Source organism: Pseudoalteromonas sp. ATL1 (assembly GCF_058933015.1).
Genome location: NZ_JBZYXL010000001.1, coordinates 2,583,510 through 2,607,790 on the forward strand (window position 1 = coordinate 2,583,510; position 24,281 = coordinate 2,607,790).

Consider the following 24,281-nt stretch of genomic DNA (forward strand, 5'->3'; position numbering starts at 1 on the left):
TCGCTTCGGGTACACTTTTAGCTAACCTCGCTTGACTTTTGTGTTTATAAATGGTTAACCAATCTTGTCTTTTGTGTTTATTAATGGTTAACTTTAGTCGCGATTATACCCAAGGGGGGTAACCGCAACATTAATTTATTCTACAATGGAGGTTGACAATGAACATAGAGTTTAATAAGTGTGATCTAGTTGCAGCCCAAGCTGAAGCTAAAGCGTTTGTAAATAGGATATCTTCCGGTTTGGCTGAACGGCTGACCGAGGATACAAGCAATGGCAGACTTAATTTAGAAGATGCGAAACTGGAGCTGGCGCAAGCAATTATCCGTACTGCGTTAACAAACTACAACAAAGGTGGCGACGCGCGTGACGTATCTGAAGACTGGGAAGGGCCTGTAGATGTTGAAGAGGTAATTAGCTCTATTAGGAACAGCGGTGAACCAAACCCAAATGAGCTATATCATGCTGATGATGCTGCTGAGCTTGCGGGATTTAACGCAGAAGAAATGGGGTTTTACCTAAATCATAAACGTATTACATATGAGCGACTTGTAGATAAAGCCGGAGCCACTGTTGGTGATACTGCTAATGCTTTAGCAAGCGCGGGAGTTTTGTCGATATCCTATGCCGCAGGGAAAAGGGCTATAGTAGAGTTGGCAAAAACAAAGTCAGCCAGAAGAGCTATTGTTGCGGGTGTAAGAGCTATTGGCGTTACGAACTCTCTTATTGTGGTTGGTTTTATTTTAGCGGCTGTCATTCTTTACTTTTTGCTAACCGCAGAAAAAAGTTTTTATGGTGTGATATTAAATCTTACTGAGAGCAATTTGAACTGTGGTGACGCTGATCGCTATATGCATGCAGGTACCTTAGTTAGCTTCCCTCTGGATAAGGAAGATGGAGTAAGTGCTAATACTGTAAATGTAAGAGGAAGTGCTTTGGCCTTTGATGACGATGGCAATGACGTTGTAGCATTTTATGCTGGCACCTACTTCGCAGAAAAAAAATTCGGACTTTTTGGTGCTGAGGGTATGTTTGCATTGACACCGGAAAACAAAACAGGCCCGAACTTAGCCATTCTTTTTTCATGTCCATATAGTGAGAATAATGGAGTTAATTTGGAAACGAATATTCGTGGTAGTCAATTAAGTGACTTTTGGCATCCATTGCGTAATGGTCGTAGTTTACGAGCAAGTATAAATAAAAACGGTATTCGCGCTGTGTCAACTGTTGATGGAGTTAGAGGCTCCACACCCATTGGTCTTACCGTCATTCATAAGTTTGACGCATAAAAACTATGTTGCCCAACGACATTGCTAATTAACACAAGGAGTTGGGCAACTAGAACTTAATGGACTATAAAATGATAGAAAATGATGCACGAAAACTTCTCAATGATATGGAAGCAGGGTTAGGAGATAGAATTTGCAACAGCTGCGATGACGAAAGTTTCGACCACTCAAAAGCAGTTCAGGATGTCGCAATCGCTTATGCAAGAAAGCTATCGAAAAACTTTAACAACAATGTTGTAAGTACAAAGGGCGCAAAAAGTGACTTAATCAATATTGAGGAACAAGAACTACTAATTCGTGAATTTGGGGACGCAAATCCACCAGAAATGTATATGAGACGGTCTGTGGAATTCCTTAGAACTAGCTCAGCTTATAATGTCCACCTTTCTTTGATAGAGAAAAACTTAACCCTTGCTTTACTACAATACCAAGATAACTTAACTACTGATCACATTGCAAATGCGTTCCATACATTGAACTTACTTGCAATTGGAGACATCATGTCTGAAGAAGTTAAACGTAGAATCTTTCTGGGGCTAAGTATTTCAGCGGCTGTACTTGGTGCGCTGTCGTTTACTGGTGCAGGATTGGCAATTGCCTTGATCGCAGGCGTTCTAGGACCTTTGATTGTATGGTATGCGGTTAAATCTAACAGAGATTTTCTAGGCTTAGTAGTTAATTTCAGTACCACCAATTTAGTTTGCCAAAACTTCACTTCAAATGGCGGGGATTTATATATGTGGGCTGGAAAAATGAAAGACTTTCCGAGAACTAAGCTGCCAGGTGTAAACGCCAAGGAGGTAACTATAAGAGGTTTGGATGTTGCCTTTGATGACAATGGTAACGATGTCGAGTTTGCATTTGTTGCACAACTTTATGCGACCAAGAAAGTTGGTTTTTTTGGCGCTGAAGGCGCTTTTGCGTTAAGACCACTAGATAGATCTCAGCCTATATTAACATCGGTATTTTCCTCTCCTTATGCTAGCCCTGGCGGAACATATTTAACGACAGGTTATGCAGGTAGCGCTTTAAGTGCAAACTGGGATAAATTGCGAAACAGTGCGATTGGGAATAGACAAAACAGGGTTAGATCCAATGGGATCATAGCTGAATTTGATGCTGATGTAAGCCAAGAGAAAAAAGTATTTGCTAAACTCATTATTAATGAGTTCCAAAATAGGTGACCTTAATTTAAGACTGTACACAATATGGGGTGTTCAACTCTAACTGTCTATTTTGATACCCAGTGTTAGTTTTAGTCAGCAAATAACTTGGATATATAGTAATTGGGAGGAAGTGAATGAAAAAATATCAGTCAAGCAAACCTGTGTTAACTGCTCAGTTTCATAAACCAGAGCAACCTATACGTGCTCAAGAAACGGTCAAGCAGGGGATTGCCATTAAATCAGGGTTGAAGGCCGCTTACGGTTATCATGGTGGCGGGTACTAAACATCTAAGTAATTCAGTTCTCCGCCTTGCCAAAATTGGCCAGCCGGAGAACTGTGTCAACTAAGTACTCTATGTATACAAATTGAACTCGTACTCCAGCTTAGTTTGCTGACGAGGGCATGCCATGCGGCTCGCTTCCTGGCCCTTGGTAATGTTCTGAAACATCACACCAATCCCAGCGCTCAGCACCAATTGTAAAGCACCAAGGTTTGGCCGACGCACTGGGGTTGCGGCAGTAATTGTGGCTACCCAACCCAGTACTAGGATAAGCTTGGGGTGTATAGCTGTGTTCTCTTGGATATTGCGCATCCCAGTATTGGCAGGTATACCCCAGCTCGGTTACGTTCTTATTGCCCCGATAATCCGTTCCATCCTCTTTAAAATATGTTTCGGTGACGTTGTGCGCCACGCGTACTGCAGAAAAATCGACAGCGAATGAAACAGTGCCTGCTTTTGAGGCTGCTCGGGTGCGGCATTCCCCACCTGTCGGACCATTACTATCGATTATGCATATAAAAATTGTCAACTTTTTAAATGCAAATGCTAAATAACAGAATTATCGTGGCAGTACATCGGCCAAAGATTGAGTTAGCGGAAGTCGCTAGGTGTTATAGAGCTGAAGAAAGGGGCTTTATATCCGTCACGGTTTGGATTAACTCTGGTAGTGGTAATGTAAAGAAATATTTTCTGATGTCTTATAACAATAGTAATAACACTATTGCGCTATTTTAGGAAAAGGCCATAGCGAAAGAGACAATATGAATCATTGAAGATAAATAAAATTATTGGCCGCGCTACGCTGGCAGGCTTTAGTAAGCGAGCGCTGCCAACAAATCCTGCATTTTCGATAGCTAATAGTATAGTTACCTTCGTGTGAGCTAGTCCTTAACCGCCCCCTCAAGAAGGTGCGCCAAGTGCGAGGGTACAGCGCAGTTTAGTGTTGGATCACTGGGGGATATGTTTTGAAAATAGTCGCACATAACAGGGCTAACAGGTGCTGCCTGTATATCTGGGTTTGAACAGAAACAAGGATATGTCGAGTCAAAAGGTGCTGCAAGTCCGGCGCACTTCACAATGCATTGGTTTTTACAGATATTGACTGCAACCGTGCGCACTTCTGACTCAGTACAAACTTCGGTGGCTACAGCCGCTGTTGTGGTTATTGCCATAACAGCCAAACCAAATATTATGTTTTTAATATTCATTTTGTGATATTCCCTATTTTATTTGTAAGACATACGCTGGTTTTGGGGCGATTACTGATGCTCGATACTAACGTAATGACACTTCCATTATTTGCCTGCTATTCGGCAAGTTTTGCCAATCTCAGAACAATGAAAGTCGCGCTCAATCCTAGCCAGATACTTCAAACATCGCAAGCAGAAATAAACATCAATTTTTACATTTATTTTACAATGTTCTGCTCGACATCCATCGCAATACTTTACTTAAGCATGTTTCGCACTTCCACCCAACAAAGACCATCTACCAATAAGTTAGCATACAGATAATTGTTCTACAGGAAGTGACGACAGGTTATTGGTTTTGTTAAATATTTGAATGCTGGTAATATATTGTCTTATGTATAGTGATAGTTTGTTGTGTCTAGTTTTAATAGCAATAGGTAAGGTGTGTTTGTTAGGTTAGTGGTGTGCGCTCAATTTGGTTGCGCCATGACTTGGTAAATTTTAAGAAGCGTTTTTAAAAACGCTAGAAGCTAAGGCCGCGCAAGAAGGCATCATTCTGACGAAACCTCAGGTGACTGCGCTTGAGAAGAAAAACCCAAACGACAATGCCTGCGGCGAAATTGAAACTGAACACTTTGTATATCTTGGTTTGCAGAACACTTTTTTGCTGGAATCCTAAAAGGGGTTGGCCTTATATATCAGCCAACTTTCGTAGATACGTGTTGCAAAGCTTTGCAACATTAAAACACCGTTCACAGCAGCAGACCAACTGAACAACAGAGTTTTATCCTTACTTTGAGCTACCTATGCTACGGACCCTTACTGAACGTCGAACTGAATAATAAAGAATCATAACTTTTTCTGTGAATCTCAGAGTAATTACATTACTATTTTAGGGAAATATATTTAAAACGAGGAGAGTATGTAAATGAAAAAACATACAGCACCAAAAACAGTAGATAATAATGTAACAGCAACACAACCTGAAATGCCAAAACAGGCAAGTACCAAAGGCGTTGTCGTTAAATCTGGATTAAAAGCAGCTTATGGCGGCGGCGGTTATTAAATTTAAAGCTCTACCCCAAGTAACAAGCCTCCTTTGACTCAAAATAAAGTGGGGTTATTGCGGCTCTGCGCTGAGGCATAGCAATGAGCCTAAAAATAACCTCTCGATAAATAACCTATTTAAATGAAATTTAAAATGAAAAAATATAAAAGCACACAGCCAGAAAGTGTTTCATCGTCAATCAACCTTGAGCAACCCGCTGCAGTAAACGAACAAAAAAAACAGGGCCTTCTAGTTAAAACAGGGATCAAAGCTGGTAACCCTGGGGCCCGTTAGTTTCTTTACACAGTTCAAAATTTTTATGACACCATAATTTAGCAATTCAGGTTCAATGACCGTGTTTTTAATCCTAGTCTAGCCAAGGAGAACAGTAGTGTGTGGCTTTGTTGGTATTATTAATTGTAACGGTGCAGGGTACAATCCTGAATCCTTTGCTTTGTTACAGAGCATGGGAGAGCAAATATCGCATAGAGGACCTGACGAAACACAATATTTCTGTGACGGGCCGCTGGGCGTTGTATTTAATCGCTTATCCATTGTAGATCTTCAATCTGGAAGCCAACCTTTTTTAAATGAAGACCGCAGCGTCATGCTGGTCGTTAATGGTGAAATCTACAATCACAAACAATTAAAGTCACAGCTTCAAGGCCATCATGTTTTTCAAAGTGACTCAGACTGTGAGGTGCTCCTTCATTTGTATGAAGAGCATGGTATTGATGCCTTAAAAATGGTCAATGGCATGTTTGCTGCTGCGATTTGGGACATGCGTCGCCAACGCTTGTACATAGCCCGAGATCGACTAGGAATAAAACCGCTTTACTATAGCAAATTCAATGGTCAGCTTGCATTTGCGTCTGAATTAAAAGCGTTACTCGCTCACCCAGATTGCCCTAGAGAATTTGATTGGTTCCAAGCGTTGAGCGGGCGAAACTCTCCACTTATTGAGCAACAATCCTTACCCACCTATTTTAAGGATATACATTACCTACCCGCAGGTAACTATTTGTCAATTGACATTGGCTCATCACAAATTCATCAGCATGTATGGTGGAACTACCCAGACTTAGGCGAAGAAGAGCAGCTAGCAGATACGCGAAGCAAAGAAGAGATAATTGAACAATATGCTCAGACGCTTGAAGCTGCGGTGTCAAGAAGACTTATGTCAGATGTGGACGTTGGGCTTTTCCTCAGCGGTGGCATTGATTCGGTTGCAATTGCCGCTTTTGCATCAAAACAGTTACCAGATTTACAAACTTTTTCGGTGTTTAGTCAGAGTACCTTTCAAAATGGCGATGCACAGTCGAGTTTTGAAGCGGCTCGCCATTTTGGACTGAGTAACCATCAGGTGAACTTTTCTTGGCACAACAATTCCTTCAAAGCGAGTCACTGGAAGGATTTAGTTTGGTTACTAGAAACTCCTGAAATCGATGCTGAACATTTATACAAATATCACCTGCACCGCTACGCTCGACATCATTTCCCAAACTTAAAAGTCATGTTATTAGGGCAGGGCAGTGATGAACTTAATGGCGGTTATAGTCACGTTTATCTAGAAAAATTTCGTCCTGATTTGCAAGAGTCTAATTATGGATGGCCAGCATTGATGGAGACAATGCGCGAAATAGAAAGACACTATTTAACCAGCGGGCAAAATAGTGAGATTAGCCATTACGGAAATTTAGTTCACCGTCAATTTATGGCTATATCGAGTAACAGCCAGTTAAGTACACACCCGTGGCAAACCTATACGCGAATGAACCGCCAGAACCTGCAAATGTACAACCTGTGGCATGAAGATCGAACGTCATCAGGCAATAGCATAGAAAGTCGCGTTCCATTTTTAGATCACGAATTAGTGGAACTCTGTGCCAAAGTGCCTGAAAAACACTATCAAGATTTGTTCTGGGATAAACGTATACTAAGAGAGGCCATGAAGCCTTGGCTACCTGAAAGGTTTTGTGAACGGCCTAAGGTGCCTTTTTTTATGGGCCAAGACCAACGTTTCACCCAACGCATGATGTATAACTTACTCATAGATGATGATTATGCATTGCTAAATGAAGCATTTGGTGACAGCAGACACTCAGTTATAAGCACTCAAGAGTTAAACAAGTTGATTGATTCAATTCCTAAAGATCCGGAGTATCAAGGTGTTGAGTCGCTATTAAAAATTACCAGTATGGGATTACTGGAAAAAATGGCCAAAGAACTACCTATTCCTCATAAACACGTAAGTAATTCGTACTCTGTACTTGATTCTCTCAATATTTCAGACTGGTCTGAGCAAGAACAAAGTTCGTTACAGGAGTCAATGTCAACACGACGAAGCGAATTGTGTTTAGGTAGACCGATAGCTTTGGCGGACAACGTGCAATTACTCACTAACTCGAGCAAAATGTACCAAAGTACATGCATATTTATCGCTGTTAATGGCCGAATAGAATATGAACTAAGCGAAGAGGGTGACGGAGATTGGATGAAAGTCATTCAACACATTGATGGTACACACTCTCTAGAGCAAATATGTACTGACTTAGAAATACCAGTGTCAAAAGTAAGAAAACATATCGAAGAAGCAATAGATTATGACTTACTTACTTTTTAGTTTGAAAGTCCACTGGAAGACATGACCAGGGCAAGAGCATGAAAAATCACTTGCTATTCAATACCTTTTCTAGATAGCACTCGTTTCTAGCTGCTTTTAGCTGTTTCGCGCGTACACCTTTGTTAAAGGATGTCTCTTTCTTCAATAAATTCAATGCAATATGTCTTACACCAGCCAACACTTCTGCTGCTCCGTCGCGGCGTATACGGCAACCATCTTCATTCATTGCCACATCCAAACACCAATGAAGACTGTTCTCAATATACCAATGTGCTCGCGTGGCTTCTGCTAGTCTTTGCGCACTCAAGTTCGCTGAGCTTATGTAATATTGATAGGTTAATTCACCTTGCTGCTGGTTATCCGATTTACGGTAAGACACTATCACGCCTACACTTTGTAAATTGGGCCAGCCAGCTCTTGCGGGAATTTGAGCCATTTCATGGCAGACAACAGCCGCTCTGAATTCTTCTCGACCTCGTTGATAATCTACTTCACTTAATAAGCTATCAGTCGCTATCTGGCGTGATATTTCTGGTTGCAAGAGTTGTTTCACTTGTTCAAATAAGTTGCCCTGATTGGCTTTGAGAGCCAGCAAATAATCTGCTTCTTTTTCTATAATTTGCTTCGCAATCTCCTTTTGGCAGCCCATCGCATCAATCGTCACTAAGCAACCTTTTAGCTCTAGTAACTGTAGCAACTCTGGGATTGCGGTGATTTCATTGGACTTCGAGTCGGTCTTGCATTGACCTAACGTCACGCCATTTTCACAGGCAAACGCACTGACAATGTGGATAGCATCTTTTCTATCTGGCTGTTTAAATGAACCTTTTAGCCTTTTTTCATCAATGGAAACCACACTGCCGTCTGTGAGTTCACTACAGCTTTGCATCCATTGAGAGAAACAGGCTTGAAACTGGGTCATATCAATACGACTTATAACTCTTGCAATCGTGTCGTGCCGCGGCACGCCGTTCGCTAACGCTATAAACTTACGTAACCAAGTTAGTTTGTCATGGGCAAACTCTTCAATTTCCTCCCAACCTTGGCAACCTGCGATTACGGCGCTGATTGTTAGAAATAGAATATCAAATAATGGATGTTGCACTTTACCTTGCTGGCGTGGGTCATCAATGGAAGAAAAGTGTTCGAACAACTTATTGGCTGACATAATTGTGCTGCTTAATCTGAAAAGCAGTATAAGATCATAAATTTATGTCAAGGTAAAGTTCATGATCTTGCCCTAAAGACATGACCCAGTTGGTTACCTGAGGCTGCATAATTCTACTAATGAGTTGTACTAGATTAGGTGTAGTTACAAATTGGTTAAGTTTTAAGAATGACAACTATCTTGCCTAGGGAGTAAAGTATTTGTTCGAAAAGAATTTTCGAAGACTTATACTGTGTCGCAATGCTTTATGTATATGTGGAATAGACTTTAGCGGTGGACCAAATAGAGGGCATTATTCTAAGTTATCATATTAATAATTCAATTAAAGTTTCCTTATAATGGATAGCGATTTCACCTTGGCATAACCCTGTTAAAGAAGGTGAGCGGCTAGCAATAGGTCTATTATTGACGAGTGAGTCTGTGTGTTTTGTTGAATAGTAAATACAGCTTTGCTCGTCATAAACGTTCAATTGAATTCTTTGAAAGCCGCCTGATCTTTTATACCTTTTAACCTCCTCAATTCTTGTTTAACCCTCTTTTAACCGCTCAGCATTTAAACTGCGTGAATTCAAGTTTGGAGACGCGCTTTATGCTTTTATCTATCGGTAATTTTGATGTGGATAAATGCGCGTTGAACAAGGGGGGGCGTATTAGCGTTGAGAGCGGGAGCAAAGATGAAATTTAAACTCATAAGTGTAGCGATGTGTGTAACAGCATTTTGCTGTGTGCTGATTTACAACAAAGCACATAGCGTATCAGAGAGTCCCAAACAAATTCATGCACTGGTAGAGCACTCTAGCGTTATCCGTACTAGTTTGCCACAAGTAGGCGTGATAACGATTAATGCAGATAACTATAAAGCAACGGTAACTGGTTTAGGGGAGGTGCTACCTCGCTATAAGTTAAACCTAACAAGCGATGTAAATGGCAAAATCATTAGTTTGAGTGAAAAGTTTCAGTCAGGGCAGATCCTTAAAAAAGGAGAAACACTGGCTACGATTGAAGACAGCTTTTACCAAACGCAATTAGCGCAAGCTCAATCACAAGTTGCTCAAGCTAAACTGGAACTTGAAGAAGAAAAAAGGCAAGGTGAAGTCGCTTATCAAGAGTGGTTGTTGAGCAAAGAAGGCGGCCAAAAAGCAACGCCTCTTGTACTAAGAGAGCCCCAATTGGCGGCTGCACAGGCTGCTCTTAACTATGCTAAGAAAGCCCTTAAAAAAGCGCAGCATGACTTAGATAACACAGTGATAAAGACTCCTTTTGATGCTTTGGTTGTCGAGCGTAACATTCAGTTAGGTTCATATTTAACTGCAAGCACAGCAATTGCTCTGTTGTATGACATTGAAAAAGCGGAAATAGAAATCCCTTTGTCAGAACGTCAATGGCAAGAACTCAATGTAAAGCTCAATGGTGAATTAGACAAAGGGTTATGGCCTGTCTCGATAAAAAAAGTGAATAGTAAAACCGGTCAATGGCAAGGCTATGTGCAGAGAATAGAAAGCCATATTGATGCACAAACACGTCAACGTTCGGTCATTGTTGTGGTTGATGACCCCTTGGGGCAAGCTGAGCCTTTAATTGCAGGAAGCTTTGTTAAAGTCACGTTGCAAGGCTCTCAAGAGTCGCTATATAAACTGCCAGCTTCAGCGCTGTCACAAAGCGGTGACGTTTGGTTTGTGGACGAAAATAGTCAATTGCAAAAACAAGCCGCAAATAGTGTATTTTCACTTGATTCATCTGTTTATGTTAAGCCGTTTTCAAGCGCGTCGTTACAAGTAGTTAAAAGGCCTTTGAGTCATTTTAGTGAAGGGATGAAAGTGAGCCCTATTGAGGAGGCGGTGTTATGAATCAGCTTAATCAACAAAAGGGCGTGATTGCGTGGTTTGCACAAAACTCGGTGGCGGCAAATTTACTTTTTGTGGCGATGGTTTTAGTTGGGCTTTTATCAATCAATAATTTACGCAAAGAGGCTTTCCCGAGCCTCGAGCCTGATACCGTATCAGTGTCAGTGGTTTTCGACAGTGGCGAGCCTGTTCAGGCCGAGCAAGGCGTAGCCATAAAAATTGAAAATGCTTTGCAGTCCGTTGCCGGTATCAAAAACATCTCATCAACCTCAAATGCCAGTGGTGCACACGTCAGTATAGAGATGCAAAGTGGTTATGATATCGAGACCTTGTACCAAGACGTTAAGGCGCAAGTGGATGCCATTAATAACTTACCTCAGCGGGCGGAACCTGCCGTCATTACCAAAGCGAAGCGACAAGATCATGTTTTATGGGTTCAGCTCTATGGCGATTCTGACAAACAGAGTTTGAATGAGTGGGCAATTAAACTCAAAGCGCAGTTGCTTGCACAGGGTGATATTAAAGATGTGCAAATTAAAGCTAAAACACAAGCAATGATCTCCGTAGAAGTTGAAGAGCAAATGTTGCAGGCCTATGGCTTAACGCTTAAGCAAGTGGCTGATGCTATCAACAAAGAGTCGTCTTACGCCATAGGAACGAGCCTAAGGCATGAGGATAAATCAGTCAGGCTTAAAGTGTTAGATCAGGCTTTTAGCGAAAGTGATTTTGAGTCAATAGTGATTAAAAGCTTTCCATCGGGTGGTGAGTTGTTGTTAAAAGATATCGGCACAGTTGAGCGCATTATTGAAGATGATAGCTTTTCGCTGTCTCGTTACAACGGAAAAACTGCTGTCGCGTTAGAAATTGTGATGGACGACTATGGTGACGTGGTAAGCATGGTTGAACAAGCTAAGGAGGTTGTGTCTCAGTGGCAAAACAGCGATATGCTACCAGATACCATACAGATAGAAAGCTGGCTCGATAAAAGCACCTTGATCACCGAACGTCTGTCTTTGTTGATAAAAAATGCACTGACTGGGATAGCGCTTGTATTTATCGTATTAGCCCTGTTTTTAAACGTTAGAGTCGCTTTATGGGTTGCGATGGGCTTGCCATTTGTATTTTGCGGTACACTCTTTTTTATGACAGAGAGTTTTGCAAGCCTCACTCTTAATGAAATGACTACCTTTGGGTTTATCATGGCTTTGGGCATTGTCGTGGATGATGCGGTCGTCGTCGGTGAGAGTATCTACCATACCAGAGCACAATATGGCGACACGACAGCCAATACGATTTGGGGTACGCAAAAGGTTGCCGCTGCAACCATATTTGGTGTGTTAACGACGGTCGTTGCATTTGTAGCATTGAGTAACGTTCAAGGGCGTTTGGGACAAGTTTACGCGCAATTCGGTACTGTTGTGGCCATTGCGTTGTTGCTTTCACTTATAGAATCAAAACTCATTTTGCCTGCCCACTTAACACACCTAAATACGCGTAAAAAGGTTAAATCGCTCAATTGGTGGGAAAAGCTCAGCGCAAATAAAGCACTGATGTACTTTAATGAACAGGTCTATCAAAAAGCCTTGTCCAGCGCTTTGAAGAACAAAACAAAAGTGATTGTTTTGTTTATAACGCTGATGGTTGCGGTTATTTCCTTACCTTTTAGTGGCCAAGTGCGCGTGGCGTTCTTTCCGGAAGTACCCGGGGATACAGTGACGGCCGATATTACCCTATACAATGATGCCAGTTTTGGTCAAACCCATAAAAACTTATTGGTTTTGGAAAACTTAGCAATTTATAGCGATAACCAACTGCGCAGGAAGTACGGCGAAAGCACAGAGGCTAAGGCAAGTTATATTCGCAGTATTCAAGTACTCGCTGAGAGTGATACACAAGGTACCGTGACCATCGAGCTTGATAAAAACAGCCGCTATAGTGCCTATGAATTTGCTGATACGTGGCGAGAGTCGGCGGGGGTTTTGGAGGGCGTTAAAAAAACCAAAGTACTCGCAAAGCGAGGCATGATAGATAACTTTAGGCTATTACTGAAATCGTCGAACGACAAAGCGCTGACTGGTGCTGGCAATGAGTTGCTAGCTCAAATTAACGCGATTGACGGTGTAAGCGGTGTTGACCATAACTTAGATTTGGGCGAGCCACAGTACTACTTTGAGTTAACTGATTATGGCAGAGCGCTGGGTTTTGACAGTGCCGAACTATCAAAACAAGTATTGCAAAATTTTGGTGGCGATATTGTACAGCGTTTTCAGCGTGGTGAAGATGAGATCAAGGTTCGTGTGCGCTATCCGCAAGAGCAAAGACAAACGCTAGCAGACGTAATGCAAGCTTATGTCACAACGCCAGATGGTATACGCATGCCTTTAAGTGATGTTGCTCAGGTACATAGTCAATATCAAAGTGCCCAGATCAAACGAACAAATGGACAAAGAACGGTGTTTATCAGCGCTGTATTAGATAAGTCGAAAATTGCACCACATGAGCTTATTAAACAGCTTCGCACAACATCGCTAGAGGAGATTGAACAACGTTACCCTGATGTGGTTGTTGAGTTTGCAGGGGAAGCACAGCAGCAGCAAGAGACGGGGAGTTCTATGGTACATATGTTTGTATTGGCGCTTGTTGCAATATTTGCGTTATTGGCTATCCCATTAAAGTCTTACTTACAACCACTCGTGATTATGAGTGCGATCCCGTTTGGCATTGTTGGTGCGATTCTGGGTCATTGGATAAATGGGTTAACGCTCAGCATATTATCATTAAACGGCATTCTGGCATTGAGTGGCGTTGTGGTAAACGACAGCTTATTATTGGTGAATCGTTATAACCAGTTAAGACAAGAAGATAACTTATCAGTCAAAGAGGCAGTGAGTGTGGCAGCGCACTCGAGACTGAGAGCTATATTGCTCACATCAATCACCACATTTGCGGGGCTATTGCCGCTACTAAGTGAAACTTCATTGCAGGCACAGTTTTTGATTCCCGCGGCGGCTGCATTGGGTTATGGCATTTTATTCGCGTCTTTAATTACGTTATTCCTAACGCCAACTCTATTATTAATATTGGAAAACACAAAATTAGCGATTAAAAGTCCTAACAAAAATCGTGTTTTTAGTAAAAAACATAACGAAGTTGCTGGGCACCTCGAGCAATCAAATGGAGTAAATCATGAATAATACGCAGTTGAGTGTTTTACTCGTTGAAGATGATAGAGACTTGGCCGCGACCGTGTTTGACTATTTAGAGCTAGAAAATATCTTTTGCGATCATGCCAGCGATGGCGAGCTTGCGGTGCACTTAATTGAGCGTCATCGTTACGATGTGATAATTCTCGACATTAATTTGCCAAGCTTAGATGGTTTGCAAGTGTGTGAGCGAATACGCCACAAAGGCGTCGACACACCTGTACTGATGTTGACTGCAAAGGATACCCTCGACGACAAATTAAATGGATTTGCCAAAGGAGCAGACGATTATTTAATTAAACCCTTCGCAATGGAAGAGTTAATAGTGAGAACACAAGTGCTAGCAAAACGAAAAAGTGGGCAAGTTTCGCGCCTTACCGTTCATGATCTGCACCTTGATGTTAAACAGCAAGAGGCCTATCGAGGAGAGCAACTTCTAGGTTTATCACCTATTGGTTTAAAAATTGTGGAGCTTCTGATGCGCAACAGTCCGCAAGTTGTGTCACGGAAGAAGATACTCCAATCGGTTTGGGCAGATGAACCGCCCGATAGCAACAGCTTAAAGGTACATATGTTCCACATCAGAAAACAAATAGACGCACAGCATGAAGAGAAACTCGTGCACACCATAGGCGGAAAAGGTTTTGCAATTAAGAAGTTAAACGAAGAATGAAGATACGGCTCAGTTTAAGGTATTACGTATTACTCGCCATGCTGCTGACGGGGATCAGCAGTATATTGATTTTGTCTGCGCTTAGTATGCAGTACTTTATCACCGGGATGGATGTGGCAATGAGAGGAGCAATGTATGCCTACGCGCAGGAACACGTTGTGAGTGACGGAAAACCAATAAAAAGTCAGTTATATATTGTGGCTTCATGTTGGCAAGATTTACCTGAGGAAGTAACCGAATACTTAACTGATGACAATATGACTTATAACACACTTAATAAGCATATGATTGGCGGTACGTGGTTTACGCCACCATCGGCAGGCTACTTTGCGATGAAGGTCCGTAATAGTCGACAAACTGTCTATGTGGCGAGTATTTTCAAGGCCGATGAACGTATGTTGATGCTATCACCCGAAGTGCCACATTTTGTGGTGATCAGCGCGACGGCTATCGCTGCGATTTTGGTGTTTGTGGTAGTACTCGTTTTAGTGCTAAGAAAGGTCACTAAGCCAGTTGAACAATTACAACAATGGGCTGGGCACCTAGATAGCACGAATCTTTCGCAGCCAATTCCAGATTTCAGCTTTAACGAGTTAAATACATTAGCGCATATGATTAACGAAAGTGCGAGTAATCTAAATAAAAGCGTAGAAAGAGAGCAGCGCTTTTTAGCTTATGCCAGTCATGAGCTACGTACTCCTATTGCGGTTATTCAAAGCAATGCTGAGCTTTTAAAAAAGTTACTGGAAGGTGATTTTCCTAAATCTAAGTTTAAGCCAGGGCTTGATCGAATAGAGCGTTCAGTACTAACAATGAGTGCTTTGACACAGACGTTGCTGTGGTTAAATCGGGATGAAAATAAACGAGAGCCACTTAGCGCGCTCAACTTGTCTGAACTCCTAAAAGAAATCATGTTAGAGCTGCTTTATCTCATACAAGATAGGCATATCGAGGTGGAAATTAACTGTGATGACAGTATTGTAAATTTGCCACACATGGCATCTCGAATTGTGCTCAGTAATATTATTCGTAATGCCTATGTTCATACCGCTGAGGGCCAGGTACAAATACGTCAAACGGGTAACCAAGTTACAATTACTAATATCGACAGTGGCCCTGTGCGAGAAGCGAGCCAACTAGGCTTTGGTCTTGGGTTAGAACTTACCCAGCGTTTGACTGATTTGTACAATTGGGGCTATGACATTAAGACCTTGAATAATGGACGCTGCGTGAGCGTTACGTTCTCATAATGATGTTTAAAAGCGTAAGCTATTTATTGCTTCAGTGCTTATTTGTGGAAAGTCTCTTCGATTGGCATATTTATTATAGAGCGTACTGAATAAGGCACTTTTTGATAGCTTGTCTAATTTTGTAATAAAGTGTTTAGCCGTATCTGATTTATGTTTACAGCATGACTGATATTCACGAATTAAACTGGTGACAGAATATGCCTTATGCTGTTCTTTGAGTAAAAGATCCGCTTCAATGAAAAATGCCACGCCACTCCAGTAAATGCGTTGCTGAGCACCCAGCGACCACATTTGCTCTGCGACATTTTGTAATTTTCCCGGTATTTGTTCGGTTTGGCGCTTTCCTCGCTTTAAACCCGATATAAGCCGTTGTTTGAAATCATTATGATCAATAATACCGTTCTCAAGCATGATGATGTTTTGCAAATATGTGGCTAACCCTTCACTCAGCCAAAAGTCTTGATGGTCAAACAATGGGTGATAAAGATGCGAAAGCTCATGGTATAAGCTCCAATCCTTGATCAACGAATTCTGTGACGCATAGCGATAAAAGTGCAGTGAGATGCCGTCAAACTCGCCTCGTTCAACGCTTGCCCAAGGTACGGGCTCAGTTGCAAAATATCTTGGCGCCAAGTTAATAGGTATTATCGTTTGTTTAAGTGGGCCAAGCGTTTGACGGGCTGCGTTGACTCCATGCTCGACCCAGTTTCTTACTTTAGTTTGCTGAGAATCACTTAAGCTTTCTAAATGCTTATATTGTATCTCATTTGCTTGTGCTGTTATTTGTGGTGCAAATATAGGTACAAAAACCAACAATAAATTTCTCATCGTCATAACTTTATGTATTTTTCTTTTTATACGTAGACCGGATGAACCAGAAACAATTTCACTTAAAAGCAGGGAAAGGATGTGAAATTATATCAAGTGAGTTATCTATTGGTTTGTGGTGTACTAGGTTATTTATTAATAATAACAAGGGCCTACTATGCGAAATATAACTCAATTATCAATCACCACGGCATTACTGATCTCAACTAGCGCTATGGCAAATCCTTTAATGGGCACATGGGAATATGTTGAGGGTAAATACGCTACGGAAGCGGGTTATGTGAGCGCAAAAGCACCGGAACTCACGTCTGTAAAAATCGTATCGGATAATCATTTTAGCTACATAACCCAAAAGCAAGGTAAGTTTCTCTATGCGGGAGGTGGGCCCTATAAACTTGAAAATAATCACTTTATTGAAACTGTCGCATATGGGAACGTTGAGTCTTTGCTTGGTAAAACAATGGCATTTAGCTATAAGATTGAAGGAAATTTATGGCACCATACCTTGCATGAGAACGGTAAGCTAGTTGAATCTGAAATATGGAAAAGAGTGAACACCTCACAAAAATGAACTACGTATCATGTATAGGTGGCCAGCTACAAATCGCAGCTCGGTCCATTCCTGTACCAAAACAACATGAAGTACTCGTCAAAGTTGCAGCGTTTGGCGTTAATCGTGCTGATCTATTGCAAAAGCAGGGCAAGTATCCGCCACCTGAAGGGGATAGCGATATTCTCGGCTTAGAAGCAGCAGGCACGGTGGTGGATTGCTCCGAGCATTTAAAGGCAACATGGCTAGGCAAACGGGTATTTGCTTTAACTGCTGGTGGCGCTTATGCAGAATATGTGTGCATTGACGCCGAACAGCTTATGCTGATCCCTGATGGAGTCGACTTTACGACAGCCGCAAGCATAGCGGAGGTGTATCTCACCGCGTTTGACGCGGTTGTGAATAAAGGGGCGCTAGAGCAAGGGCAAACGTTGTTGGTGCACGGCGGGGCTTCTGGAGTAGGTAGTGCAGCGATTCGATTGGGAAAATCGCTTGGCGCACAAGTTATCGCGACTCAAAGTAGTGAAGAAAAATGTCAATATGCGCTCGAACTTGGGGCTGATCTTGCGATTAATTATAAAAACACATGTTTTACCGAATTGATGCGAGAACAAGGCTTAACCGCCAATGTTATTGTCGACCCAGTCGCTGGCAGTTACGTGAATAAAAACCTCCAAGTAGCGGCGATGGATTGCCATTGTATCTTTTTAGCTTTGCTGGGTGGTCGGCATGCCGACATCGATATGTCAAAACTATTGGCCAAAAGAGTGACACTGCATGGTTCAACCTTGAGAAATAGAAGCCTTGATTACAAACGCCAACTTGTTAAACAGTTTTGGGAAGAGATAGGTGATCGCGTGTTTGATGCAAATATGTGCATTCCGATATATCAGGTAATTCGTTTTGAACAAGTTGAGCAGGCCTATGCAATTTTGCAAAATAATGAAAACTTAGGCAAAGTGGTTGTTGTTATTTCGTAATTAAAATGGCAGATATCAGCTGTTTATGTATAATGTATGCTAAATGCAAAATTAAGAGAGAAATATGGCGATTGAGCATAAAACGCGAACGCAGCTTGTTGCGGAAGCGATCAGAGAAAAAATTCTGTCTGGTGAAATAAAAGCCGGAGAACCGTTACGCCAAGCTGCATTAGCTGAAGAACTGAATGTGAGTCGTATTCCTGTTCGAGAAGCACTGTTACAGCTTGAATCTGAAGGTTTAGTCAATTTTGAGGCACATAAAGGGGCGACAGCCACACAGCTCAGTGCGGAACAAATTGACGAAATATTTGATTTAAGAGCACTGCTAGAAGCAGAGTTACTGAGTCATTCAATAAAAAACCTGACGCCAAGAGATTTACTTGAAGCTGAAGCGATTTTATATGATCTAGAAGAAGCGACAGAAGCCGGTGATGCCGAATCGGCAACGGGCAAGCTTAATGCTGAATTTCACGCTAAGTTATACAGCAAAGCAAATCGTCCTCAAACAGCAGAACTCGTAGAGATGTATAGTAAAAACTCTGAACGTTACGTTCGAATGCATATTTTACTTGCCGGTGGAATTAACACTGCGCCAGAAGAGCATCGTATGTTACTAGAGCTCTGTAAAAGTAAGGATGTTAAAAAGGCCTGTGAATACTTAAAACAGCATATTACCGGGGCTAAAAACGACATTAAGCAACTACTGATAAAAATCGAACAAAACAACAGCTAAAGCGTTTTTTTAAATTTAAGTATACTTAATATTGTATACAATAAATCTTTGCGTTATGTTATTACCAACAATGAGTAATAACATAACGCAATGAATTCTATTTTCACCTCAAGACAACAAGCCATCAGAAGCAGTTTGCTTCACCACAACTTAGACCAAATGCTAGTCTTTGGTTATGAAAACATCCGCTATCTTTGCGGTTATAGTGGTAACGCCGCATACCTTATCGTAACAGCATCTCAATTTTGTCTAATTACAGATTATCGATATTTTGAGCGCGCTAAAGCAGAAGCGGTCAATTGCGAAGTAATTTGCCGAGATAGAGACACCGAATCGTTAGGTGCATGTATCAAACGTATTTTGCCTAAAGGACGAACAGGATTTGATTCAGCATATATAAACGTGTCTATTTGGAATGAAATCAGTAACCAGCTTCATGGTTTGGACTTCGATCTTATACCGGTAACGGGTCTCGTCGAGGCTAATCGAGCAGTCAAAGATAAGTGGGAAGTTGAGAGTATTAAAAAAGCAGCAGCGATAGCCGACATCGCATTGGCAGACACGCTAAAACTGGTTAAGGCAGGCGTCACAGAAAAAGAGCTAGCGACTGAGCTGGACTACAAGATGAAAAAGTTGGGCTCAGATGGGGTGAGCTTTGACACAATTTTATTATTTGGTGCACGAAGTGCACTTCCTCACGGAAAACCATCCGATGTGGCTTTAATGCCGGGTGATTTAATCCTCATTGACTTTGGTGCTGTCGTTAATGGCTATCGCTCAGACATGACGAGAACGTATGTTTTAGGTGAACCAAGCACGAAACAACAGCAAATTTTTGATGCGGTTTTTGGTGCTCAACATGCTTGTTTAGAGTCCATCAAAGCGGGTTTGTCTTGCCGTGAGCTTAATCAGGTAAGCGAAACAATATTGAATGAAGCCGGATTTAGTGAGTGGGCTGGTAAAGGTTTAGGTCATGGACTTGGGCTGTTCGTACATGAAACCCCATTTATCAACTCAAAAACTGATTATACGCTGCGTGCCGGTAACGTTATCACAATTGAACCTGGTGTGTATTTACCGCAGTTTGGAGGTGTTCGTATCGAAGATGACGTACTCGTCACCGAGTTTGGGCATGAATGCCTTACTCACGCACCAAAATCATTCGTGTTGTCGTAAATTAGGGGGAGCTATCTGATGCAAATTATTACTCAGCAACAAGTACACGGACAACTTACTTTTGAATACCTGATAAAGGCGCTTAAAAAGGGGTTTGCCATACCATCGGGCACTCCACCCAGAAACGTATATTCATTAAGCGATCGAAGCGACTGCCACGACGCGTTTGCCGTTCTGCCAGCTTGGAATGAAGAGTTTATCGGCGTTAAGGCATTTACTTACTTTCCAAATAATGGCCAACATGGATATCAAAGCCTTTACTCTAAAGTAATGTTGTTTGATAGGGCGCATGGTGAACCTTTAGCGCTCGTCGACGGGACGAGTGTGACGCTCTGGCGTACTGCCTGTGTGTCAGCTTTGGCAAGTCAGTATTTATCGAACGAGAACGCCAAACATCTCGTGTTTTTTGGCTCGGGTAACTTGGCACCATACATGATAAAAGCGCATTTATCAGTTAGGAATATCAGCAAGGTAACGCTCATTGCGAGAAATATGCAAAAAGCACAAGCGCTCATTGAAAAGCTACGCAATGAGCATGCAAATATTGAGTTTGTTAAGGGCTGCTCAGACGAGGCGACAATCGCCAGTGCCGATATTATTAGCTGTGCAACTGGTTCAAAATCACCGTTGTTTGACGGAAATTGGCTGACTGATGGGACACACATTGATTTGATCGGAAACCATCATGCTGATTGTAGAGAATGTGACTCAGTGACCATTTCTCGTTCAAACGTGTTTGTCGACAGCAAAGTTAACGTGTTGCAAGAGGCTGGTGAATTACTTATCCCCATTTCAGAAGGAATATTTAAAGAGCAGGATATCATTGCTCAAATGAGTGACATGCACGAAATGAACTGGAAGCGTAGTGAAAATGACATAACCGTATTTAAGTCGGTAGGTATGGCACTTGGAGACTTATTAGCGTCTTCGCTTGTGTATAGGCTTCTCAACTAATGTCGTTAAGCGTTCGTGCCACACTTGGAACATGGAAACGCAGCTGGCAAGCTTGTTTCGGCAAGCGACAAGAAAGAGCTTGGCAGAAAGTGCGGGTCGAACGCTTTGAGATTTTAGATTTGGTGGCTTTAGGCAGTGCACAGACCATGTGCTCGAGCACCATTATCATTGAATATCAATTTAATGGGCAAAGAATTACTCAGCACCTTGTTGATATTTCAAACGATTGGGGTAGGTGCTCTGGCGGTCTACCTACTCACATCGATATAGACCCACTCGAGCCGACCATTTGCAAGACACTCATTGAACAGACTGCCTACTTCACAAGGCTTTTGGTCGTGAGCATATCTTTAATTATTGTCTGTGGTATCGCTACCATTCTTTGAATATCTAATGGGTTATTCTTGCAGAACATGAGCGTTGGTTTAGGCTATGAGTATGATAGCCTCAATCTTTGCTACCTAATTTGTCATGTTTAAGTATTTGCTGATCATGTGTTTGTTAGCTTCTAAGGCGCTATATGCCCTCGATGAAGACTTTCTGGCGCTAAAATTTTGTTTTTCGAGGTGGTGGCCTAATGCCTACGAAGAAAATGGCGTAGCGAAAGGCAAAGAAATTGACTTGCTATATCAAGTTTTAGATAGCTCTAACATCACCGTCACTTTTGCCGAATTACCATTTAAGCGTTGTAAAGTTCAGCTCCAACAGGGCCATTTCGACTTTATGCTCGACATTGATGAGTCTGACAACTTACCCATGATACCGATTTCGATTATTGATTGGCATTTAACATTTGCAACAGCCAAACCCGAACTCGAAAACATAAAAAGCATCAAGACAAAGAAAAATCTTAGAGTTGTACTAGCGCAAGAATACGATTATCCGCGAGAGCTGTATGACAAGCTCAAAATGCTAAATGCCGTGATCCACCGAGTTTCTTATTACGAAAGAAGCAGTGAAGATAGTAAAACGATTTTCGACATTCTTAAGAACGATAAGATTGATGTTATGTTAGTGGATGCACGTTGGGCAAAACGCGTTATCGAGCAACATCATTTGGATATTGTATTGTTGGATCACGCTTTTCATACCATCCCACTTTTTATTGGTTACAGCGAAAAAACAAAACATGATAAAGTGAACCTATTGACGGACAAAATTTCAACTTTTTTGACACAATAACGTGGTTTCATAGCCATAAAATTTAATACTTATCGTCAAGGAGTAGGAGCGCATTATGGAATACTTAATCGCCGTTTTTTTATTTGCTATATCTTCTTCAGTTACACCGGGACCTAACAACGTGCTTGTTATGACTTCGGGGGTTAATTTTGGAGTGCGTAAAAGCCTGCCATTATTATGTGGGATCTGTATAGGTTTTGGTTTTATGCTGTTTGCTGTAGGCATCGGTTTTATGCAGCTTTTTTCGATGTTTCCAAGCTTACACCTGACCATAAAAATTATCGGTGTGAGTTACCTACTTTATCTTGCATGGCTAATTGCACGGTCATCATCTGAAGTTAATGCTAAAGCGCAAGCGCGGCCACTGACGTTTATAAATGGTGCATTGTTCCAATGGATTAATGGTAAGGCTTGGATTGTGGCATCTGGGGCGGTCGCTGCGTTTAGCACAGTGGGCGCAAGTGACTTGGAACAAAGTATCACAATAGCGCTTGTTTTTCTTACGGTGTCATTCCCTTGTGTAGGTATATGGCTGTTGTTTGGTTCGCTTTTAAAACAGTATTTAGCGAAACCTACATATCGAAAACTATTTAATTACACTATGGCAGCGTTACTTGTTGCATCGGTTTTACCGGTAGTGTTCGATGTTTTGCAGCAAATTAAGTAGAGATTTTAATGCAAGAACTCATACGTAGTATTGAAGTTGTATCACAAACGCATTCCGATTTACCGTTTTCGGTATACCATTCGTTTTATGAGCAAATACTATTGGGAGTACCTGTTGCAAAACCTTTGCTGGTTGTTGTTCTACAGGGCAGTAAGCATTTAGGCGAGCAGGGTCAAATTAAGTGCCATGCGGGTGAGTTTGTTTTTCTGTCGGACAGCCCAAAATTGGACATGCGAAACATTCCAAATAATGACGCCTATCATGCTGTGCTTATAGAATTTGATAATGATGACTTTAAAGTGTTCAAGAATTTTACGCGAGTTCAAAAAGCAAGAAGTATTTCGCACTTCGGTGGGCCTGTATCTCATCAGTTAAAAGCGTGCATCAGGCAATTTATAGAATCTGTCACTTGGGCACCGCAAAATTTGCTAACTCATCGAAAAGCGGAACTCCTGCTGCTACTTTATGAACTAGGCTTTGAACAACTCCCTCACATGATAAAAAATACGAGCCTTAGTAGCCGCGTACATCGAATATTCCAGCAAAATGACTTTGCGGATTTAAAGCAATCACAATTATGCCAAGCACTCGCTATGAGTGAATCAACGCTGCGCAGAAGGCTGCAAGCAGAAGGGGCGACGTTACAGCAAATAAAAGACAGAGCAAGGCTTGGCCAAGGCTTACATCTACTACAATCGACATGTAGCTCGATTGGAGAAGTCGCTAGTCTGTGCGGTTACATCTCGCAATCGCGTTTTACAGAGAAGTTTAAGCGTCACTTTGGGCTCACACCCTCGCAGCTAAGAAGCACCAAAATGAAGGAACAAGGCGAAAAGCTGACTGATTTTGTATAACGCAAAGCCTTTTTAAACTGGCAATATAAACGCACAGAATTAATTACAAAGGTAATAACAAATGAAAGTAATAACCAAGCATCTATTGTACGCGACATTAATGACTCCGCTGTTTACCCAAGCGCTTACTTTAACAAGTGATGATATTATCCAAGGTGAATTTATGGGTAGTAAACACGAGTTTAAAGGCTTTGGCTGTACAGGTGATAACTTATCACCGCATTTACGCTGGAGTGATGCACCAAAAGGCACTAAAAGTTTTGCGCTCACTGTTTATGATCCAGATGCACCGACAGGTAGTGGCTGGTGGCACTGGCAAGTGGTTGATATTCCAGCGTCTGTAAATGAGTTCAAAACAGGTGTTGGGGTTAGGACAAGTAAATTGCCAGATAGCGCAAAACAGATCAGCAATGACTATGGAATTGAAAGCTTCGGTGGCGCCTGTCCACCTAAAGGGCATGGTGTGCATCGTTATCAATTTACTATTCATGCTTTGTCGGTAGGCAAACTCTCGCTCCCTGAAGCACCTTCGTCGGCGTTAGTAGGCTATATGATCAACGCTAACAGTATTGGTTCAGTGACGTTAGAAGCGTTGTATAAACGAGATTAGGCAATAAAAAAGCAC

23 protein-coding genes and 1 pseudogene are annotated in these 24,281 nt (G+C 41.8%); 21 read left to right on the top strand and 3 right to left on the bottom strand.

Translation table 11 applies throughout. The features are described from left to right. The first annotated feature begins 158 nt into the window (after positions 1 to 158). The 3 genes from AC5FX4_RS11675 (at position 159) to AC5FX4_RS11685 (ending at position 2,736) form a co-directional block, all read left to right on the top strand. On the top strand, positions 159 to 1,286 hold the full coding sequence (locus AC5FX4_RS11675) for a hypothetical protein (RefSeq protein ID WP_493606557.1): 1,128 nt from the start codon (positions 159 to 161) through the stop codon (positions 1,284 to 1,286). A 71-nt stretch (positions 1,287 to 1,357) separates the two neighbouring features. Then, positions 1,358 to 2,470: a hypothetical protein gene (locus AC5FX4_RS11680; RefSeq protein ID WP_493606558.1), complete on the top strand. Its 1,113-nt coding sequence runs from the start codon at positions 1,358 to 1,360 to the stop codon at positions 2,468 to 2,470. A 116-nt stretch (positions 2,471 to 2,586) separates the two neighbouring features. Then, positions 2,587 to 2,736, top strand: coding sequence for a hypothetical protein (locus AC5FX4_RS11685; protein ID WP_493606559.1), 150 nt, complete (start codon positions 2,587 to 2,589; stop codon positions 2,734 to 2,736). A gap of 100 nt (positions 2,737 to 2,836) precedes the next feature. Here AC5FX4_RS11685 and AC5FX4_RS11690 read toward each other — a convergent pair whose 3' ends face one another. Then, on the bottom strand, positions 2,837 to 3,262 hold the full coding sequence (locus tag AC5FX4_RS11690) for a hypothetical protein (protein WP_493606560.1): 426 nt from the start codon (positions 3,260 to 3,262) through the stop codon (positions 2,837 to 2,839). 1,119 nt (positions 3,263 to 4,381) lie between these two features. Here AC5FX4_RS11690 and AC5FX4_RS11695 point away from each other — a divergent pair. The 4 genes and pseudogenes from AC5FX4_RS11695 to asnB all read left to right on the top strand — a co-directional run. Continuing rightward, positions 4,382 to 4,762, top strand: a pseudogene (locus tag AC5FX4_RS11695) (IS481 family transposase); the annotation flags it as partial. A gap of 89 nt (positions 4,763 to 4,851) precedes the next feature. Continuing rightward, positions 4,852 to 4,989: a hypothetical protein gene (locus tag AC5FX4_RS11700; protein ID WP_493606561.1), complete on the top strand. Its 138-nt coding sequence runs from the start codon at positions 4,852 to 4,854 to the stop codon at positions 4,987 to 4,989. A gap of 135 nt (positions 4,990 to 5,124) precedes the next feature. Beyond that, positions 5,125 to 5,265, top strand: coding sequence for a hypothetical protein (locus AC5FX4_RS11705; protein WP_493606562.1), 141 nt, complete (start codon positions 5,125 to 5,127; stop codon positions 5,263 to 5,265). A gap of 97 nt (positions 5,266 to 5,362) precedes the next feature. Then, entirely contained in the window at positions 5,363 to 7,594 is a 2,232-nt protein-coding gene (gene asnB, locus AC5FX4_RS11710; protein WP_493606563.1) for an asparagine synthase (glutamine-hydrolyzing), read from the top strand. A 46-nt stretch (positions 7,595 to 7,640) separates the two neighbouring features. Here the strand turns inward: asnB and AC5FX4_RS11715 are convergent, their stop codons facing one another. Continuing rightward, complete coding sequence (locus AC5FX4_RS11715; protein WP_493606564.1) at positions 7,641 to 8,762, bottom strand: ISAs1 family transposase; 1,122 nt, start codon at positions 8,760 to 8,762, stop codon at positions 7,641 to 7,643. A gap of 674 nt (positions 8,763 to 9,436) precedes the next feature. Between AC5FX4_RS11715 and AC5FX4_RS11720 the strand changes: the two genes are divergently transcribed. The 4 genes from AC5FX4_RS11720 to AC5FX4_RS11735 are packed head-to-tail and all read left to right on the top strand — an operon-like array spanning position 9,437 to position 15,732. Continuing rightward, positions 9,437 to 10,609: an efflux RND transporter periplasmic adaptor subunit gene (locus AC5FX4_RS11720; RefSeq protein WP_493606565.1), complete on the top strand. Its 1,173-nt coding sequence runs from the start codon at positions 9,437 to 9,439 to the stop codon at positions 10,607 to 10,609. Further along, positions 10,606 to 13,800, top strand: a complete 3,195-nt coding sequence (locus AC5FX4_RS11725; protein ID WP_493606566.1) for an efflux RND transporter permease subunit — start codon at positions 10,606 to 10,608, stop codon at positions 13,798 to 13,800. The genes AC5FX4_RS11720 and AC5FX4_RS11725 overlap by 4 nt, the downstream gene beginning before the upstream one ends. Continuing rightward, positions 13,793 to 14,482 (top strand): response regulator transcription factor, encoded by a 690-nt coding sequence (locus AC5FX4_RS11730; RefSeq protein WP_493606567.1) that lies wholly within the window; start codon positions 13,793 to 13,795, stop codon positions 14,480 to 14,482. Before AC5FX4_RS11725 ends, AC5FX4_RS11730 begins: the two co-directional genes overlap by 8 nt. Next, entirely contained in the window at positions 14,479 to 15,732 is a 1,254-nt protein-coding gene (locus AC5FX4_RS11735) for a sensor histidine kinase (RefSeq protein ID WP_493606568.1), read from the top strand. Before AC5FX4_RS11730 ends, AC5FX4_RS11735 begins: the two co-directional genes overlap by 4 nt. 6 nt (positions 15,733 to 15,738) lie before the next feature. Here the strand turns inward: AC5FX4_RS11735 and AC5FX4_RS11740 are convergent, their stop codons facing one another. Next, on the bottom strand, positions 15,739 to 16,560 hold the full coding sequence (locus AC5FX4_RS11740; RefSeq protein ID WP_493606569.1) for a M61 family metallopeptidase: 822 nt from the start codon (positions 16,558 to 16,560) through the stop codon (positions 15,739 to 15,741). Between the two features lie 157 nt (positions 16,561 to 16,717). On the opposite strand from AC5FX4_RS11740, the gene AC5FX4_RS11745 reads away from it, so the two are divergent. The 10 genes from AC5FX4_RS11745 (at position 16,718) to AC5FX4_RS11790 (ending at position 24,266) form a co-directional block, all read left to right on the top strand. After that, a complete protein-coding gene (locus AC5FX4_RS11745) occupies positions 16,718 to 17,131 on the top strand; it encodes a DUF4488 domain-containing protein (RefSeq protein WP_493606570.1) in 414 nt (137 codons plus the stop codon). Beyond that, complete coding sequence (locus tag AC5FX4_RS11750; RefSeq protein WP_493606571.1) at positions 17,128 to 18,090, top strand: NAD(P)H-quinone oxidoreductase; 963 nt, start codon at positions 17,128 to 17,130, stop codon at positions 18,088 to 18,090. The genes AC5FX4_RS11745 and AC5FX4_RS11750 overlap by 4 nt, the downstream gene beginning before the upstream one ends. A 64-nt stretch (positions 18,091 to 18,154) precedes the next feature. Beyond that, complete coding sequence (locus AC5FX4_RS11755) at positions 18,155 to 18,823, top strand: GntR family transcriptional regulator (RefSeq protein ID WP_493606572.1); 669 nt, start codon at positions 18,155 to 18,157, stop codon at positions 18,821 to 18,823. A gap of 90 nt (positions 18,824 to 18,913) precedes the next feature. Beyond that, positions 18,914 to 19,999, top strand: coding sequence for a M24 family metallopeptidase (locus AC5FX4_RS11760; protein ID WP_493606573.1), 1,086 nt, complete (start codon positions 18,914 to 18,916; stop codon positions 19,997 to 19,999). 18 nt (positions 20,000 to 20,017) lie between these two features. Continuing rightward, the gene (gene lhpI / locus AC5FX4_RS11765) at positions 20,018 to 20,953 is read left to right on the top strand and encodes a bifunctional Delta(1)-pyrroline-2-carboxylate/Delta(1)-piperideine-2-carboxylate reductase (RefSeq protein ID WP_493606574.1); all 936 of its coding nucleotides are present in this window, start codon (positions 20,018 to 20,020) and stop codon (positions 20,951 to 20,953) included. Beyond that, positions 20,953 to 21,339, top strand: a complete 387-nt coding sequence (locus AC5FX4_RS11770; protein WP_493606575.1) for a hypothetical protein — start codon at positions 20,953 to 20,955, stop codon at positions 21,337 to 21,339. Before lhpI ends, AC5FX4_RS11770 begins: the two co-directional genes overlap by 1 nt. Before the next feature lie 85 nt (positions 21,340 to 21,424). Then, a complete protein-coding gene (locus AC5FX4_RS11775) occupies positions 21,425 to 22,135 on the top strand; it encodes a hypothetical protein (RefSeq protein ID WP_493606576.1) in 711 nt (236 codons plus the stop codon). A gap of 55 nt (positions 22,136 to 22,190) precedes the next feature. Continuing rightward, on the top strand, positions 22,191 to 22,802 hold the full coding sequence (locus AC5FX4_RS11780) for a LysE family translocator (RefSeq protein WP_493606577.1): 612 nt from the start codon (positions 22,191 to 22,193) through the stop codon (positions 22,800 to 22,802). A gap of 8 nt (positions 22,803 to 22,810) precedes the next feature. After that, complete coding sequence (locus tag AC5FX4_RS11785; RefSeq protein ID WP_493606578.1) at positions 22,811 to 23,656, top strand: helix-turn-helix transcriptional regulator; 846 nt, start codon at positions 22,811 to 22,813, stop codon at positions 23,654 to 23,656. 61 nt (positions 23,657 to 23,717) lie between these two features. Then, positions 23,718 to 24,266 (top strand): YbhB/YbcL family Raf kinase inhibitor-like protein, encoded by a 549-nt coding sequence (locus AC5FX4_RS11790; protein ID WP_493606579.1) that lies wholly within the window; start codon positions 23,718 to 23,720, stop codon positions 24,264 to 24,266. Positions 24,267 to 24,281: the final 15 nt, after the last annotated feature.

Coding starts and splice junctions, on each gene's coding strand:
- AC5FX4_RS11770 (WP_493606575.1), top strand. CDS start 20,953: ATGTCGTTAAGCGTTCGTGCCACACTTGGAACATGGAAACGCAGCTGG.
- AC5FX4_RS11740 (WP_493606569.1), bottom strand. CDS start 16,560: ATGAGAAATTTATTGTTGGTTTTTGTACCTATATTTGCACCACAAATA.
- AC5FX4_RS11715 (WP_493606564.1), bottom strand. CDS start 8,762: ATGTCAGCCAATAAGTTGTTCGAACACTTTTCTTCCATTGATGACCCA.
- lhpI (WP_493606574.1), top strand. CDS start 20,018: ATGCAAATTATTACTCAGCAACAAGTACACGGACAACTTACTTTTGAA.
- AC5FX4_RS11735 (WP_493606568.1), top strand. CDS start 14,479: ATGAAGATACGGCTCAGTTTAAGGTATTACGTATTACTCGCCATGCTG.
- AC5FX4_RS11780 (WP_493606577.1), top strand. CDS start 22,191: ATGGAATACTTAATCGCCGTTTTTTTATTTGCTATATCTTCTTCAGTT.
- AC5FX4_RS11705 (WP_493606562.1), top strand. CDS start 5,125: ATGAAAAAATATAAAAGCACACAGCCAGAAAGTGTTTCATCGTCAATC.
- AC5FX4_RS11725 (WP_493606566.1), top strand. CDS start 10,606: ATGAATCAGCTTAATCAACAAAAGGGCGTGATTGCGTGGTTTGCACAA.
- AC5FX4_RS11755 (WP_493606572.1), top strand. CDS start 18,155: ATGGCGATTGAGCATAAAACGCGAACGCAGCTTGTTGCGGAAGCGATC.
- AC5FX4_RS11700 (WP_493606561.1), top strand. CDS start 4,852: ATGAAAAAACATACAGCACCAAAAACAGTAGATAATAATGTAACAGCA.
- AC5FX4_RS11685 (WP_493606559.1), top strand. CDS start 2,587: ATGAAAAAATATCAGTCAAGCAAACCTGTGTTAACTGCTCAGTTTCAT.
- AC5FX4_RS11745 (WP_493606570.1), top strand. CDS start 16,718: ATGCGAAATATAACTCAATTATCAATCACCACGGCATTACTGATCTCA.
- AC5FX4_RS11730 (WP_493606567.1), top strand. CDS start 13,793: ATGAATAATACGCAGTTGAGTGTTTTACTCGTTGAAGATGATAGAGAC.
- AC5FX4_RS11720 (WP_493606565.1), top strand. CDS start 9,437: ATGAAATTTAAACTCATAAGTGTAGCGATGTGTGTAACAGCATTTTGC.
- AC5FX4_RS11785 (WP_493606578.1), top strand. CDS start 22,811: ATGCAAGAACTCATACGTAGTATTGAAGTTGTATCACAAACGCATTCC.
- AC5FX4_RS11775 (WP_493606576.1), top strand. CDS start 21,425: ATGTTTAAGTATTTGCTGATCATGTGTTTGTTAGCTTCTAAGGCGCTA.
- AC5FX4_RS11760 (WP_493606573.1), top strand. CDS start 18,914: ATGAATTCTATTTTCACCTCAAGACAACAAGCCATCAGAAGCAGTTTG.
- AC5FX4_RS11750 (WP_493606571.1), top strand. CDS start 17,128: ATGAACTACGTATCATGTATAGGTGGCCAGCTACAAATCGCAGCTCGG.
- AC5FX4_RS11790 (WP_493606579.1), top strand. CDS start 23,718: ATGAAAGTAATAACCAAGCATCTATTGTACGCGACATTAATGACTCCG.
- AC5FX4_RS11680 (WP_493606558.1), top strand. CDS start 1,358: ATGATAGAAAATGATGCACGAAAACTTCTCAATGATATGGAAGCAGGG.
- AC5FX4_RS11675 (WP_493606557.1), top strand. CDS start 159: ATGAACATAGAGTTTAATAAGTGTGATCTAGTTGCAGCCCAAGCTGAA.